Annotated in this window: 11 protein-coding genes; 2 read left to right on the top strand and 9 right to left on the bottom strand. The window is 70.7% G+C overall.

Features of this window, described 5'->3' with window-relative positions; genetic code table 11:
- Positions 1 to 130: 130 nt before the first annotated feature.
- Positions 131 to 2,887, top strand: a complete 2,757-nt coding sequence (aceE, locus tag AB0K60_RS01140) for a pyruvate dehydrogenase (acetyl-transferring), homodimeric type (protein WP_364047160.1) — start codon at positions 131 to 133, stop codon at positions 2,885 to 2,887.
- A 370-nt stretch (positions 2,888 to 3,257) separates the two neighbouring features.
- A complete protein-coding gene (locus AB0K60_RS01135; RefSeq protein ID WP_364047157.1) occupies positions 3,258 to 5,075 on the top strand; it encodes a trypsin-like peptidase domain-containing protein in 1,818 nt (605 codons plus the stop codon).
- Positions 5,076 to 5,484: 409 nt separating this feature from the next.
- Here AB0K60_RS01135 and AB0K60_RS01130 read toward each other — a convergent pair whose 3' ends face one another.
- From AB0K60_RS01130 to AB0K60_RS01090, 9 genes are all read right to left on the bottom strand, one after another.
- On the bottom strand, positions 5,485 to 5,874 hold the full coding sequence (locus AB0K60_RS01130) for a VOC family protein (protein ID WP_364047154.1): 390 nt from the start codon (positions 5,872 to 5,874) through the stop codon (positions 5,485 to 5,487).
- 253 nt (positions 5,875 to 6,127) lie between these two features.
- Positions 6,128 to 6,982 carry a WYL domain-containing protein gene (locus AB0K60_RS01125; protein WP_364047151.1) on the bottom strand — a complete coding sequence of 285 codons (855 nt, stop codon included), beginning with the start codon at positions 6,980 to 6,982 and terminating at the stop codon, positions 6,128 to 6,130.
- Positions 6,983 to 7,424: 442 nt separating this feature from the next.
- Positions 7,425 to 8,273 (bottom strand): 3-keto-5-aminohexanoate cleavage protein, encoded by an 849-nt coding sequence (locus AB0K60_RS01120; RefSeq protein WP_364047148.1) that lies wholly within the window; start codon positions 8,271 to 8,273, stop codon positions 7,425 to 7,427.
- Positions 8,270 to 8,671: a hotdog domain-containing protein gene (locus AB0K60_RS01115; protein WP_364047145.1), complete on the bottom strand. Its 402-nt coding sequence runs from the start codon at positions 8,669 to 8,671 to the stop codon at positions 8,270 to 8,272. Before AB0K60_RS01115 ends, AB0K60_RS01120 begins: the two co-directional genes overlap by 4 nt.
- Complete coding sequence (locus tag AB0K60_RS01110) at positions 8,668 to 10,053, bottom strand: glutamine synthetase family protein (protein ID WP_364047142.1); 1,386 nt, start codon at positions 10,051 to 10,053, stop codon at positions 8,668 to 8,670. The genes AB0K60_RS01115 and AB0K60_RS01110 overlap by 4 nt, the downstream gene beginning before the upstream one ends.
- Positions 10,050 to 10,520 carry an acetone carboxylase subunit gamma gene (locus AB0K60_RS01105; protein WP_364047139.1) on the bottom strand — a complete coding sequence of 157 codons (471 nt, stop codon included), beginning with the start codon at positions 10,518 to 10,520 and terminating at the stop codon, positions 10,050 to 10,052. Before AB0K60_RS01105 ends, AB0K60_RS01110 begins: the two co-directional genes overlap by 4 nt.
- Positions 10,513 to 12,720, bottom strand: a complete 2,208-nt coding sequence (locus tag AB0K60_RS01100; protein ID WP_364047136.1) for a hydantoinase B/oxoprolinase family protein — start codon at positions 12,718 to 12,720, stop codon at positions 10,513 to 10,515. The genes AB0K60_RS01105 and AB0K60_RS01100 overlap by 8 nt, the downstream gene beginning before the upstream one ends.
- Before the next feature lie 2 nt (positions 12,721 to 12,722).
- Positions 12,723 to 14,864 (bottom strand): hydantoinase/oxoprolinase family protein, encoded by a 2,142-nt coding sequence (locus AB0K60_RS01095; RefSeq protein ID WP_364047133.1) that lies wholly within the window; start codon positions 14,862 to 14,864, stop codon positions 12,723 to 12,725.
- A complete protein-coding gene (locus AB0K60_RS01090) occupies positions 14,842 to 15,567 on the bottom strand; it encodes a gamma-glutamyl-gamma-aminobutyrate hydrolase family protein (RefSeq protein ID WP_364047130.1) in 726 nt (241 codons plus the stop codon). Before AB0K60_RS01090 ends, AB0K60_RS01095 begins: the two co-directional genes overlap by 23 nt.
- Between the last annotated feature and the right edge of the window lie 56 nt (positions 15,568 to 15,623).

Genomic DNA, 15,623 nt, shown 5'->3' with positions numbered 1-15,623 from the left:
CCCTTGCCAGCAGGGACATCTTGGTTACCCGGAAGTAGAGATGCACTTTCCGGGGTACCTGAGCCAGGATGAGCAGAGACCCAGACGACCAGAAGAGGCTTACAAGTCCACCCGCGGAAGGCGAGACCCAGTGACTTCCGGACGCCAGCGTTTCTCGATCATCAGTGATGGCCTACCCAGCCAACTGCCTGATGTCGACCCGAGCGAAACCCAGGAATGGCTCGAATCGCTCGACACCGTCGTCAAGACGGAGGGGCGAGGCCGTGCCCGCTACCTGATGCTGCGATTGCTGGAACGGGCGCGTGAGCACCAGGTCGGCGTGCCTGGTCTACGCAGCACCGACTACATCAACACCATCCCGCCGGAGCGCGAGCCGTGGTTCCCCGGCGACGAGTACGTCGAGCGCCGGATCCGGGCCTACATCCGCTGGAACGCCGCGGTCATGGTCAGCCGGGCCAACGCCCGCACCAACGTGGGCGGCCACATCGCCACCTACGCCTCCGCCGCGTCGCTGTACGAGGTCGGCTTCAACCACTTCTTCCGCGGCAAGGACCACGGCGAGTCCGGCGATCAGGTGTTCATCCAGGGGCACGCCTCCCCCGGCATCTACGCGCGGGCGTTCCTCGAGGGCCGGCTGAACCAGGCCCAGCTCGACGCCTTCCGCCAGGAGCTGTCGCACGGCGTCCGCGGCCTGCCGTCCTACCCGCACCCGCGCCTCATGCCGGACTTCTGGGAGTTCCCCACCGTCTCCATGGGTCTGGGCCCGATCGCGGCGATCTACCAGGCGCGGTTCAACCGTTACCTGCTCAACCGGAAGATCAAGGACACCTCGCGCTCGCACGTGTGGTGCTTCCTCGGCGACGGCGAGATGGACGAGCCCGAGTCGCTCGGCGCGATCGGCGTGGCCGCCCGCGAGGAGCTGGACAACCTCACCTTCGTCATCAACTGCAACCTGCAGCGGCTGGACGGCCCGGTGCGCGGCAACGGGAAGATCATCCAGGAGATGGAGTCGTTCTTCCGCGGCGCGGGCTGGAACGTCATCAAGGTCGTCTGGGGCCGCGAGTGGGACCCGCTGCTCGCCGCCGACGTCGACGGCGTACTGGTCAACAAGATGAACACCACGCCCGACGGCCAGTTCCAGACGTACTCGGTCGAGTCCGGCGCGTACATCCGCGAGCACTTCTTCGGTGATGACCCGCGGCTGCGCAAGATGGTCGAGCACCTGTCCGACGACGACATCCGCAAGCTGTCGCGCGGCGGCCACGACTATCGCAAGGTGTACGCGGCGTTCAAGGCGGCCCGGGAGCACGTCGGCCAGCCGACCGTCATCCTCGCCCAGACGATCAAGGGCTGGACGCTCGGCAAGGACTTCGAGGCGCGCAACGCCACGCACCAGATGAAGAAGATGACCAAGGCCGAGCTCAAGGAGTTCCGCGACCGGCTCTATCTTCCGATTCCGGACAAGGATCTCGAGGGCGATCTGCCGCCGTACTTCCACCCGGGCGAGAACAACGAGGAGATCGCCTACATGAAGGAGCGCCGCGCGGCGCTCGGCGGTTTCCTCCCCCGGCGCGTAGTACGCGCCAAGCCGCTCAAGCTTCCCGGCGACGAGGTGTACAAGGGCCTGAAGAAGGGCTCGGGCAAACAGAACGTCGCCACCACGATGGCGTTCGTCCGCCTGCTCAAAGACCTCATGCGCGACAAGGAGATCGGTGCCCGGTTCGTGCCGGTCATCCCCGACGAGGCGCGCACCTTCGGCATGGACGCGATGTTCCCGACGGCCAAGATCTACTCGCCGCACGGGCAGACCTACGACGCGGTCGACCGCGACCTGCTGCTGTCGTACAAGGAGTCCACCGAGGGCCAGATCCTGCACGAGGGCATCAGCGAGGCCGGGTCGATGGGCTCGGTGATCGCGGCCGGCACCTCGTACGCCACGCACGGCGAGCACATGATCCCGGTGTACGTGTTCTACTCGATGTTCGGGTTCCAGCGCACCGGCGACCAGATGTGGCAGCTCGCCGACCAGATGGGACGCGGCTTCCTGCTCGGCGCCACCGCGGGCCGCACCACGCTGAACGGCGAGGGACTGCAGCACGAGGACGGCCAAAGCCCGCTGCTCGCCTCCGCCAACCCGGCGGCCTTGGTGTACGACCCGGCGTGGGCGTTCGAGATCGCGCACATCATCAAGGACGGCCTGCGCCGCATGTACGGCGAGCAGCCCGAGGACGTCTTCTACTACCTCACCGTCTACAACGAGCCCTACCCGCAACCCGCCGAGCCGGCGAACGTGGACGTCGAGGGCATCCTGCGCGGCGTGTACCGGTTCTCCCCGGCGCAGGACCGGGGGCGGCCGCGGGCGAACATCCTCGCCTCCGGCGTGGCCGGGCGCTGGGCGCTGGAGGCGCAGCGGCTGCTCGCCGAGGAGTGGGGGGTGGACGCCGACGTCTGGTCGGCCACGTCCTGGTCCGAGCTGCGCCGCGACGCGCTCGCCGCCGACGAGTACAACATGCTCAATCCGGATGCCGAGCCGCGGGTGCCGTACGTGACCCGGGTGCTGTCGCAGGCGAGCGGGCCGTTCGTCGGCGTCAGCGACTACATGCGGGCCGTGCCCGACCAGATCGCCCCGTGGGTGCCCGGCGACTGGACCGCGCTGGGCACCGACGGATTCGGCCTGTCCGACACCCGCTCCGCGCTACGGCGGCACTTCCACGTGGACGCGGCCTCGATCACGCTGGCGGTGCTCACGCGGCTCGCCAAGCTCGGCGAGATCAAGCAGGAGACGCTGCGCGAGGCGATCGCCCGCTACCACCTGAAGAACGGCGTCACCGAGGTCGGCGCCCAGCCCAACCCGGAGAGCAACGAAACCCAGTCGATGGGGTTCTGACCCGGACCCGGGCTCTTGGGCCAGATGCTCGGACCCGGGCGCTCCGCCCGGGTCCTCGGGCCCGGTCGCTGAGGCCCGGATGCCCAGGTCCGGCCGGGTCCTCGGGCCCGGTCACTCAGGCTCGAATGCACAGGTCCGGGTCCTCCGGCCCGGGCGCTCGGGCCCAGATGCCCAGGGCCGGGTCCTTGGGCCAGGTTGCTCCGGTACGGCTCCGGCCGACCCACGCGCCGACCCACGCGGTCGGCCGACCCGGTCACGGCACCGCATCACGCGTGGACGGCGCCGTCGCGACAAGTGGTCGCGGCGGCGCCGTGCTGTTCGCCAAGTTGGTTACAAGTCATGGACAAGACCGGTATTCCACGCTTTGTCCGTGAACGGAGCATTTATCAAGAAGCTGGCCAGGATCGCGGGCACCATCGCGATCGCGGCTGGTCTGTCCTCGCTGGCCGCGGCGCCGGCGACCGCCGATGACGGGCCGTCGGTGGCGATCGGGACCCGGCTGGCCGCCCAGACCCACCCCGCCGTGCAACTGACCACCCTCACCTACACCGGCCAGGTGGTCGTGCCGACCAGCACGATCAAGCAGGCGGAGTTCAACCAGCTCGTGCAGGCGGCCACGCAGGCCGTGCTCGCGGGCAAGATCAGTTCCAACGAGAACGACATCGCCAAGTGGCTGTTCCGGCGCATCGCCGCCGACGTCGACACCTACCTTGCCGCCACCACCCCGGAGCGCACGGTCGACGCCCAGGTCGGCGGTCTGTGCACGGGCTGGTGGGTGACGCCCGACGGCTACATGGTCACGGGGGCGCACTGCGTGGAGGTCGGCGAGACCGAACTGGCGCAGTTGTTCGCCCAGCAGGCGCTGGCCAAGTTCAACGAGCAGGACGCCCAGGAAATCATCAAGGGCCTGCAGGGCATCGAGGCGGACGAGGAGCTCATCAAGCTCGCCCAGCAGATCTATGTGACGTTCAACACCACCCACATGCAGATCCGCGGCCTGCAGAAGAGCCTCGCGGTGGTGCAGAGCCTGCCCGGCGGCGGCGTCGACAAGACGGCCAAGCCGGTGCCGGCCGAGTTGGTCTCGGTCGGCGAGAGCTACCCCGGCAAGGACTTCGCGCTGCTGAAGGTGAACGGCCAGCAGAACCTGCCGACGGTGCCGCTCGGCGACGACTCCGACGTGCAGACCGGTGACACCCTCTACATCAGCGGCTTCCCCGGCCTGGTCACCAACACCCCGTTCTTCAGCCTGGAGTCGAAGCTGGACCCGGCGCTGACCGAGGGCCCGTACAACGCCAAGCGCACCACGCAGAACGGCGTGCCGTACATCCAGACGCAGGCGCCGTCCTACCACGGCAACTCCGGCGGCCCGGTGTTCAACAAGGACGGCAAGGTCATCGGCATGCTGATCGCGGGCACCGTGAGCGCGAACGGCGAGGCGTCCGAAAACGAGAGCTTCGTGCTTCCCGTCAGCATCATCAAGGAGAAGCTGAACGAGAAGAACGTCAAGCCCGCCGCGGCGCTCACCACCACCCGGTACAACGAGGCGCTCGACGACTACTTCAAGCACTGGTACGAGTCGGCGCTGCCGAAGTTCCGCGAGGTCCAGGCGCTGTACCCGAACCACCCGTACGTCGCCAAGTACATCAGCGAGTCGCAGCAGGCGATCTCGGCGGGCAAGGACGAGACACCCCAGCCCTTCTGGACGTGGGTGCTGATCGGCGGCGGCGTGATCGTGGCCCTCATCGTCATCACCGTGCTGGTCAAGGTCCTCGGCGGACGCCGGCGCAAGTACCAGCAGACGCCCCCCGGCTCGTGGCCCGGCGGCAACAACGGCTACGGCCAGATCCCGCCGCCGCCCTGGCAACAGCAGCAGATCTCGAACGGCGCGCACTCCTCCTACCCCGTCGCCCACAACCAGGTGAGCCCGGCCGGAGGCGACCAGACCCGCGCGGTCCGCTACGGCCAGTTCGCCCCGCCGCAGCCCCCGTCGACGCCGCAGGCCCCGCCCGGCCCCTACGGCCAGTACGGCGCCCCCGGCCCGTACGGCAACGCGGGACCGTACGGCAACCCCGGCCCATACGGCAACGCGGGACCAGGCCAGGTCGGCTGGCCCGGACAGCAAGGCCCCGGACAGCAAGGCCCCGGACAGCAAGGCCCCGGACAGCAAGGCCCCGGTCAGCAGGGCTAGACCTGTTAGCACGGCTAGACCTGTCAGCAGTGATAGACCGGCCAGCAGGGATAGAACAGCCATGTCCCCGTCCACATATCGAATCCCGATGTGCACCGCACGTTCGGCCGACGGCTCCACGGCCTGACGAGAGCCACCGGGCCGGTCCGACCAGGCGGACCGGCCCGGCGCCATGCCCGGCGCCCATCGGCGAAGGCGCCTCAGGCCGCGTCGCCACCGTGCACGCAATCTCGACGGCGCCGAATACCGAGGCCGACCAGAAGTGCCGACCAGAAGTGCGGAGTCACCCCCTTGGGGCGGCCAGGCCACGCCCCCGGGATGCGGCCGGAGCCCGCGGGCCCTCCCACCTCCTGGAGGCTTTCGGGCGGTGGTGCGGGGAAGGCGTGCGCCACCGCCCGAAAGCCTCCGGTCAGTTGGCGGGTCGCGGCGCGAAGACGGAGAACACGTTGCCGGAGATGTCCTGCAGGTAGGCGAAGTCGGGGCCGGACGAGTTGCCGACCACCTTGGTCACGACCTTGCCGCCGAGCCGCTCGACCTGCTCGCAGGTCGCGGACACGTCGGCGACGAGGACGACGAACACGGCGTGATTGGGCCTGTCCCCCTCGGTCCCGAGGATGGCGCCCTTGAACGCCTCGCCGCCCTGATAGCGAATGAGGCGATAGTCCATGCCCGCGGACCGCAAATCGGGGTCGGCGACGAAGTCCCAGCCGAACAACTCGCCGTAGAACCGCTGCGCTCCGTCGGGGTCGTCACTGGCCACCTCGAACCAGGTGACGGTGTTGATCGCGGGTGCGCTCATAATGGTCCTCCTCGTCACGGCCTGAGGCATCTCACGTGCGGGGCTGCGCCCGCTCACGGCCTCGGCCATCGGCTTTCCTCTCGAACGTGTCCACGATCTCTCGGCCACGCGACACCCCTATGTCGGTGTTTCCGAAGATCTTTTCCCAGAGGGTGCCGAGGCAAGGCGACCGGACCGTGGACGCGACCGCGCGTACGCCCAGCCCGGGCGGCCCCGCACGGCCCGTGATGAGCGCGACCGCCGACCGGCCGGTTCAGTCGAGAGCCGGATGCAGCAGGATCGACGTGTCCGGCAGGTTGCCGACGAACTGGGCGGACGGCCTGGCGGGGGCTCGCTCTCCCGTCGGCGAGGCGGACCTGATGCGGTCGAGGCGGAAGACACGAACCTCATCACGGAGCCGGCACCAGGCCGAGAGGTACCACACGCCGTGGCTGCCGCCGAGGAACAGGCCGGGCTCGACCTCCCGCACGGTGACCGAGCCTGTCCGGTCGGTGTACTCGATGCGCAGCACATGACGGTGGAGCAGGGCATCCTCGATCGCACGGACGACGCTCCGGGCGGTCGTCCCATCGGCGGCGGCACCAGGAAGGATCGCACGTCCCCGCAGCGCGTCCTGTTCGCCCGCATCGGGCAGGACCGCGCGTGCCCGAGCCCCGTCCGGCTCGGGCGCCTCGGCCCGACCGGCCGGATCCCTCCGGCCGTCACGTGGGCCGGGGATCAGAGGAAGGAACCCGATCCTCGCCGCCAGATCGCGCGCCCGCTCCCCGTCCCGGCCGGGCATGGCCGCCACGACCTTGCGCAGCGCGGTGCGCGCGTAGGCGGCGAAGGGACGATCCTCCGTCCGGCTCAGCGCGAGCGCGATCGCCACCGCCTCCGCCGGGGTGAAGTTGAGCGGCGGCAGCGACATCCGCGCGTCGATCGCGTAGCCGCCGCGCCGGCCAGGCTCGGCGTAGATCGGAACCCCTGACTGCTGGAGAGCGGAGATGTCCCGCTCGATGGTGCGCGGGCTCACCTCGAACCTGGCGGCGAGCTCCCGCGCGGACCTGCAGCGCGGCGAGATCGCGCGCAACTCCTCGACGAGGGCGTACAGCCGATCGGTGCGATTCACGCGCGAAGGCTACGCCACGCCTCCGACAGTTTCCCCGCCCCCGTGTCCCCGCTCCCCGCCTCCCCCTGGCTCGCCACCGGTCAGCGCCTTGCCGCCGCTCGCCGTACCGGCACCACGCGCGACCGGAGCGCTACTCGCGGGCACCCTCCGGCGCAGACCACGACCGGGACGCCGCCCTCGGCCATCGAGGTCAGGACCTGTGGCCAGGGTCAGCGCTTGCGGCGAGGGCGGGGTCATGGCTCGACGGCGTCGACGCCGGGGCGGTGTGCCGGGCCGTCACGGTCGCCCCGGTCCCCGGTCGGCCGGAGTCGGCACCACAGTGGCTTCGCGACCCGGGCACCTTGACGTACCGGCCGGTGTGGTAGGCGCCGCCCCGTCGTGCCCGGCGGGCGTCGGGCCGGTGGCGACGGCGGCTCAGCGTTCTTTCACACCAAGCGTTCTTTCACACCAAGCATTCCTTCATCCTGAGCAGACTGCGGGCCTCGCCGGGGGACATCGGCGGGCGCTGCGCGATCGTCGCGAGCCGTGCGGCGCGCGAGACGAGCTGGGCGTTGTCGCGTACCGGCCGACCTTTGGCGAAGGTAAGGGTGTCCTCCATGCCGACGCGCAGGTGCCCGCCGGCCGACAGCGCGGCCAGCGCGACGGGCAGGGTCGTGCGGCCGACGCCCGTGGCGCTCCAGCTCGTGACGGCGTCGGGAAGCGCCTGCACGGCGGCGACGAGCGCGGCCGCGGTTCCGGGCATCCCGCCCGGCACGCCCATGACGAGGTCGCAGTGGACCGCGCCGCCATGGGGGAGACCGTACGTGCCGAGCAGCCGGTGCAGTGCCGCGATATGGCCGAGGTCGAACAGCTCGAACTCGGGCACGATCCGGCGGTCCCGGGCCTGCTGGTATAGCTCGACGATGAACGGCCAGGGGTTCATGAAGACCTCGTCGCCGAAGTTGACCGTACCCATCGTCAGCGAGCACGAGTCGGGACCGGCGTCGAGGACGCGGAGCCGGTCCTCGTAGCGGTCGTGCACCGACCCGCCCGTGGAGAGCTGGACGACCAGGCTCGTTTCCGCGCGGAGGGCGGCGACGGCCTCCCGGAGCAGGCCGGGATCCAGGGTCGGCCGGGCGTCGGCGTCGCGGATGTGGACGTGGATGAGCGCCGCGCCCGCGGCCTCGCACGCCTTCGCCGTGGCGACCAGCTCATCGAGGGTGGCCGGCAGGTTCGGCACGGCCTCCTTGCTCGCTTCGGCCCCGGTCGGGGCCACGGTGATGAGGGTCTTGCCGGTCGGCGCGCCGGTCATGAGACCTCCTCGGCGGGTGCGGGAACGACGACGGTGCCCACGGCGTCGACGGCGACGATCGGCGGGTCCAGGACGGTCGCCGCGCCGGGCCGGCCGCCGGAGCGTGCGCGTGCCACCACCCGGCACTGAAAGCGCAGCCTCCGGCTGCGCCGCCCGACGTGCTCGACCACCGCCTCGGCCTCGACCACGTCACCGCCGTAGACGGGCGCACGGAATTGCACGTCGTGATAGGACGCGAACAGACCCTCGTCGCCGTCGAGCCGGATGCACACCTCCGTGGCCACGTCGCCGAAGAGGCCCAGGACGAACGCCCCGTCGACGAGCCCGCCCGCGTAGTGCGCGTGGTCGAACGAGACATACCTGCGATGCACCGTGCGCAGACCGGTTCCGCCGCTCATGCCGTCTCCACGTAGTGACGCACTTCCCAGTCGGAGACCTGGCCTCGGTACTGCTCGACCTCCCAGCGCTTCATCGCCACGAAGTGCTCGACGAAGGCGTCGCCGAAGGCGTTCCGGGCGAGGTCGCTCGCCTCCAGCCGGTCAAGCGCCTCGGCGAAGGTGGCCGGCAGCCGGGGAAGCCCGTCGTCGGCGTAGGCGTCCCCGCCGTACGGCTCGCCGGGCTCCAGGCCGTTCTCCATCCCGTGCAGGCCCCCGGCCAGGCATGCGGCGATGGCGAGGTAGGGGTTCACGTCGGCCCCGCCCAGGCGATGCTCGACCCGCCTGGTCCGCGGGCCGTCGCCGACGACCCGCAACCCGGTGGACCGGTTGTCCAGCCCCCAGCTCGCCGTGGTCGCCGCCCACGAATACGGGACGAGGCGCTTGTAGGCGTTGACGGTGGGCGCGAACAGCGCGGCGAAGTCGGCCATGGTGGCCAGCAGCCCGGCCACGTACTGCCGGCCCGCCCGTGACAACGGCCCGTCCTGTGACCACATCAGCGCCGCGCCGTCGTCGAGCCGCCACAGCGACTGGTGCAGGTGGCAGCTCGACCCGGCCCAGTCGGTGCGGGGCTTGGCCATGAACGTCGCGACCAGGCCCTCGGCGGCGGCCAGCTCCTTGATCGCGTTCTTGTAGAGGAAGGCGTCGTCACCGGCGCGCAGCGCCTCGGAGAACCGCGTGTTGATCTCGTACTGCCCGGGTCCGGTCTCGGGATTGAGCCCCTCGATCGCGATGCCGGCTCCTTCCAGGCCGTCCCGGATGCGCCGCAGCAGCGGGGCGTCCACGCTGGACCGGAACACCATGTAGGTGTACGGCCGCGCGGACAGCGGCCGCAGCTCGTATCCGCCGTCCGCCAGCTCGGCGAGCGAGCCCCGCAGCAGATAGAACTCGAATTCGAATCCGATGCGGACCTGGAGTCCGAGAGCGCGCGCCCGCTTCACCTGGGCGACCAGGACGTTGCGCGGGGCGATCGGCACCGGGGTGTGGTCCGGGAGGACGAACTCGCCGTTGACCGCGGCGGTGCCGTCGTGCCATGGCAGCAGCCGGGCGGTCGACGGGTCGGGCCGCAGGAAGATGTCGGGGTAGCCGTTGTCCTTGCGCGGGAAGTACGTCGCGCAGGTCGCGGGCGGCTCCACGACGTTGTTCCCATCCCGGGTGATCGCGAAGAGCACGTCGCTGAAGGCCAGCCCCTCTCCGCGGAGCAGCGCGGGCAGCTCGCGCACGGCGACCCGCTTGCCGATCCAGGACCCGTGGGTGTCGGACGTGCCGACGACCACCGTGTGCACGCCGCGCTCCTCGCACCACGCCATGAAGTGCTCCGCGTCCGCCGGCCGGTCACCGTTCACGTGTCACGCTCCGCGTCTTCGTCGAGGTCCGGAAGGAAGTTGAAGACGAAGGGGTAGCCCCGGGGGACGACCTCGACGTCGAGCTGCGTGGCGCATCCGGGGCAGTAGAACTCGCGAAGAATGTTCCACTGCGGATCGGCCGCCCGCGGGCCGCGGAAGACCTGCCCGTCGCCCGGGTCCCGCTCGTAGACAAGCGCGGCCTCCTTCCAGTTGCGCCGATGATCGCCGAAGTCATGGCCGCAGTCGCAGCGCACGGTCCGGGTTCCGTCGGATAGCCCCACGATGTACAGGTGCTGCTGCAGACAGACCAGGATGGGCTCGGTCCAGCCGAGGCGCTCCTGTTCGATCTTCCTCACAAGGGCTTCCCGCCCCGGGTCCTTCTCCTGACGCTGCAGCGCCTGCAGATCCTCGGAGCTGAGCCGGCCCGCGAGCAGGTCGGCGATCTGGGCCTTGGAATCTTCAGACACGGCCGGCCTCCAGCGGGTCGGTGTTTCGGGTGGACATCCGGACCGGCTCGGAGGCGGAGCCGGCCGCCTCGGCCACCTGAGGCTCCCAGTCGTCCGGCAGGCCCCAGAAGCCGAGGAAGTGTCTGCGCCACTCCGGGGAGAAGCGCAGGACGTCGCGGTACATCCGTCCGGTCGGCGCGGGGAGCCGATCTTCCAGGAGCTCTCCCCGTACGCGGGCGCGGTATTCGTCGGCCGGGAGGGCGCGTTCGAGCCGGGCTCGGCGGATCCGCGCGCGCAGGCCGCGGGTCGCCTCCTCATCGACCTCGCCGTCCTCGCCGACGGCCACGCCGTAGACATGCTCGGCCGCCCATCGCGTGCCGACGCCGTTGGCGAGATCGCGGGCGACCGCGGCGGGGTCGCGCTCGATGGGATCGCCGAATCCGCCGCCGTCGCCGGACATCGCCGTGAAGACGTCGTGGTCCCGGACCGGCCGGGCGAGGCGGTTCGCCCCAGGGTACAGCTCCCAATCCGCTCCGATCGCGTCGACGAAGGCGGGGCGCTCCGGGTTCTCCCCCTCACCGGCCGGCAGCGCGGCCCCGGACTCGATGAGCTCCCGCAGGTTGGTACGGCCGCCGACCCACATGTAGAGGGCTCCGGCCGGGTAGCCGCCCATCAGCCCGGGGGCACTGAAGATCGGCGCGGATCCGAACGAGCCGATCTCCAGATCATCGCTGTTCGACACCATGTAGAGGGAGAAGACGCCGTTCCCGCCGCGGTACCGGCCGAAGCCGCCGCCGTCGATGTGGATCTCCCGGGCCAGGTAGACCGGCGGCATGATCTGCTCCCAGATCTCCGCGTCCCCCATCTCACCCTCGGGGTTGAACTCCACCCCGGCCGTGTCGAGGCCGTCGGCGACCCCGGTCGCGAACAGCCCGGCCGCCGCGAACTCGAAGTTGTGGGCTCCGAACGGCCGCCCGTAATGGTCGGTGCCGCCCGCGGTGTAGCCGGTCGACAGCGCGCTCGTCGCGTGCACCTCCTCCCGGTAGCCCCGCGCGTAGTAGGCCCGGGACAGCGCCTGCCCGGCGGCGAGCCCTGCGCTGTAGGTGACGCCCCACAGCGCCGTGGGATAGATGAAGCTCGGCGGATCGCCGGCGCTGCCCTCCGGGACCTTCAGCCGGGTCGCCATCAGGACGCCTTCGTTGTGCTTGAGGTCGTAGAAGAGGTGCTGGATGATCACATTCATCACCAGTCCCTCCAGGGTCGGCAGCGTCCCCTGGAACGGGTGCCGGCCGGCCGGGGACATGCCGGTGAAGTCGATCTCGAGGTGACCGTCGCGCCGGACGGTCACCTCGACCGGCCCATGCAGCAGGCGCTCCTCACCCGGCATGACGCTGCCACGCCAGCTGATCTCGCGGTAGCGCCCGGGAGCGAGCACGGTCCGCACCCGGCTGCGGGCGGCCCGGTAGGTGTCCTCGATGTACTCGCGGGACGCCCGGGTGAAGTACTCCAGGCCGAACTCCCCGATGAGCTCACCGACCTGCTCCCGGATCATCCGGACCCCGGTGATCTTGGCCCGGTTGTCGGTGAGCCAGTAGATCGGGCTGCGCACGCTGCGCTCGACCATGATCTCCAGGTCTCGCTTGATCTCGTCGTTCTCCGCGATCTTCACGCAGGGGAGGAACAGCCCTTCCTCAAAGCGCGACCGCGCGAACGGAACGAATCCCCCCGGCTCGGATGAACCGGTCTCCGGGGTGTGGGTGAGTCCGCCGGCCCAGCCGACGAGCCGTCCCTCGTATGTGATCGGAGTGACGATCATCTGATCCGGGCAGTGCGCGCCGCCGATGTAGGGATCGTTGTTGAAGTAGTAGTCGCCGTGCGCGAACCCCGGGGAGTCCTCGTACCCGTTCCGGATCATCCACTTGATCATCCGGCTCATCGTGTGCACGTGGATCAGCAGCCCGCGGGAGAGCACGACCGCGTCCCCCTCGGGCGTGTAGAGCCCGAAGATCACCTCGCCCAGCTCGCGGGTCATCGGCGAGGCCGACACGAGCCGGGCCACCTCGTGGGCGCTCGTGACGGCCTCGACGAGCTTGGAGTTGAGCAGCTCGTAGCGGATCGGGTCGGACTCCTTGGCCGGCAGCTCCGTCAGGTAGCAGCCCTGGGCCGCGATCCGGCGTTCGAGCTCCGCCAACTGCCGGCGCAACGGGGTGTCGTCGGTCACGCTCACCGCTCCTTCTCCATCCACAGCGTGCTGTACTGGTCGAGCCGGACGTACCGGCCGGGCGGGACCACCACGGTGAGCGTCGCGTCCTCGACGACGCACGGTCCGTGCAGCTCGTTGCCGGGCCGCAGCCCGGCCAGGTCCCATACGGGCATGTCGGTCCAGCCGCCGAAGTAGCCGCGCCGGGTCGCGCGCCGCGCGCCGGGCGCGGGGTCGGGTCCGGCGAGCGCCTCCGCGCGCAGCTTGGGGCGGATCTTCTCGACGTACGCCACCAGGCCCACCTCAAGCACCTCATAGCCGGCCTGGGGATATTTCGCCGCGACGGCGTAGACGCGCTCGTAGATGTCCTCGAACGCGCCGATCAGCAGGTTCCAGTCGGCGCGGGCGCGGATGTCGGTGACTGGCGACTCGACGACCAGCTCGTTGAGCTGCCGGCCGTACCGCAGCATCGCCAGCGGCCGGAACCGGACCCTGGCCCGCTCGAAACCCTCCCGGGCCATCTGGTCGAGCGCCTGCTCGCCCAGCTCCCGCCACGCGTCGCCGAGCGTCCGGCCGAGGGCCTCGATCTCCCGCTCGTCCGGGTCCGGCGAGACGACGACGTTGACCGTGCGGTTGTAGTGGTGCTCGTAATCCGCGGACGAGGCGCCGAACGCGGAGAACACCGGGCTGAACGGCAGGACCAGCACCCCGGCGAGGTTCAGGCCGTCGGTGTAGCCGGCGACGTGCGAGGGACCGGCGCCGCCGAACGCGAGCAGGTGATACTCCGACAGGTCCAGGCCGCGGGTGGCGATCAGCCCGGCGATCGCGTCGCGCATCTTCGCGTCGGCGACCACCCGGATCCCCTCCGCCGCCTCCTCGACGCTCATCCCCAGCGGCTCGGCGACCTGCGTCCGGATCGCCGTGCGCGCGGCCTCGACGTCGAGCGGCAGGCTGCCGCCGGCGAAGTTCGCGGGGTTGAGGTAGCCAAGCACCAGATCGGCGTCGGTCACCGTGGGACGGGTGCCGCCCCGCCCGAAGCACGCCGGGCCGGGCTCGGATCCGGCCGAGGCGGGCCCGATCTCGAGGCGGCCGGTGAGCGGGTCGATGGAGGCGATCGTGCCGCCCCCGGCCCCGATCGACAGGATCTCGATCATCGGGAGGCCGACCAGCATCCGGGCCACGCTCGGCTCGCGGTTGACGTTGATGTAGCCCTCGGTGACCATGCCGACGTCGAAGCTCGTGCCGCCGACGTCGCTGGTGATCACGTTGTCGAAGCCGTACACCTGGCCGAGGTAGCGGGCGCCGATGACGCCGCCGGCGGGCCCGGACTGAATCGTCTCGACCGCTTTGACGTGCGTGGCCGGGGCGAGGCCACCGGTCGACTGCATGATCTGCAGCCGGCCGCGGAACCCGCGCTCGCGCAGCCGCTCCTGCATGCCGCCGAACGCGTTGCGGGCGATGTCCCCGGTGTAGGCCTCCAGGATCGTGGCGTTGACGCGCGGCAGCTCGCGGATGACCGGGGCGACGTCCACGCTGCACACGACCCGGACCGTGCGGCCGCGCGCGTTCGCCTCCTCCGCCACGATCTCGGCCACCCGGCGCTCGTGCCGGTCGTCAAGGAACGACCACAGCAGGGCGACGCAGATCGCGTCCACCCCGGCGTCGAGCAGCTCTCCGGCGGCGCTGCGGGCCTCCTGCTCGCGCAGCGGGATGACCTCCCGGCCCCGGCCGTCGATCCGGCCGGTGACGCCCCGGATCAGCCGGCGCGGGACGATGGGCTCGTTGTGCCGGTGGGTGACCGGGTGGAGCCGGGACGCCCGGTCGAGGTCGAGCCAGGTCTGCTTGCCCCGCTCCATGAGCAGGATCGCCTCGAAGCCGCGCGTTGTGATCAGGCCGGGGGTACGGCCCGAACGGGTGAGAATCGCGTTGAGGACGGCGGTCGAGCCGTACCCGAGCACCTTCAGGTGCGGCAGCACCTCGTCGGCGGACATGTCCCACTGCCGGGCCGCGGCATCGATCGCGGCGAAGAACCCCCGGGCGATGTCGCCGTGGGTCGAGGGCGCCTTCCCGGTCGCGTAGCCTCCCTCGCCGTCCACGATGAACGCGTCGGTGAAGGTCCCGCCGACGTCGATGTAGCAGATCTCAGGAACGTGTGGGCTGGGCATGCGCCGTCCTTTCCGCCTGGGCGACAAGTGCGTCGAAGATCTGGGGGTGCGGTGGATCCGCAAGGCACTCCGGGTGCCACTGGACGCCGAGGGCGAACGGATGCCCATCGACCTCGATCGCCTCGATCACCCCGTCCGGCGCGTGGGCCACCGCCGTGACTCCCGGGGCGAGCCGGTCGACGGCCTGGTGGTGAACGGAGTTGACCGGGAACGAATCGCCCGCGATGCGGGACAGCAGGCTGCCGCGGACCACCTCGACCGGGTGAACGCCGCCGTCCCAGTCCTCGGTGTTCCAGTGCGCCGCCCGCCCGGCGGCGCGAAGGTCGCCGACGAGAGTGCCGCCGAGGACGACGTTGAGCAGTTGCGCTCCCCGGCAGATGCCGAGGACGGGCAGGCCGCGATCGAGCGCCTCGCGCAGCAGCGCGGTCTCCACGTCGTCCCGGACGCGGTCGACGCCCTCCACGCCGTCGGCGGGCCCGCCGTAGCGGCACGGATCGACGTCGCCCCCGCCGGTGAGCACCAGGGCATCGATCCGTGCGCACAGCTGCGGCGCGGGGCTCCCGTGCACGGGGATGATGACGGGAACCCCGCCGCCTCGGCGGACCGCGTCGAGGTAGTCCTCCGGCACGGTCTCGTGCGGGAACTCGCCCATCGCGTTACGCGCGCGCCGGGGAATGGAGGTGACTCCGATGACGGGACGCATGACGGCGTCGTGTCCTCTCTTTCGCGGTTGTGTCCGGGGGCGCGACCGACCCCGAT

Origin of the sequence: Thermopolyspora sp. NPDC052614 (genome assembly GCF_040678635.1) — a bacterium.
Classification (GTDB): domain Bacteria; phylum Actinomycetota; class Actinomycetes; order Streptosporangiales; family Streptosporangiaceae; genus Thermopolyspora.
This window is presented reverse-complemented; position numbering and strand designations above follow the sequence as displayed.

Excerpts from the sequence above, each read along its gene's own strand:
- AB0K60_RS01130 (WP_364047154.1), bottom strand. The coding sequence starts at position 5,874 with ATGAGCGCACCCGCGATCAACACCGTCACCTGGTTCGAGGTGGCCAGT.
- AB0K60_RS01120 (WP_364047148.1), bottom strand. The coding sequence starts at position 8,273 with ATGACCGGCGCGCCGACCGGCAAGACCCTCATCACCGTGGCCCCGACC.
- AB0K60_RS01115 (WP_364047145.1), bottom strand. The coding sequence starts at position 8,671 with ATGAGCGGCGGAACCGGTCTGCGCACGGTGCATCGCAGGTATGTCTCG.
- AB0K60_RS01095 (WP_364047133.1), bottom strand. The coding sequence starts at position 14,864 with ATGCCCAGCCCACACGTTCCTGAGATCTGCTACATCGACGTCGGCGGG.
- AB0K60_RS01090 (WP_364047130.1), bottom strand. The coding sequence starts at position 15,567 with ATGCGTCCCGTCATCGGAGTCACCTCCATTCCCCGGCGCGCGCGTAAC.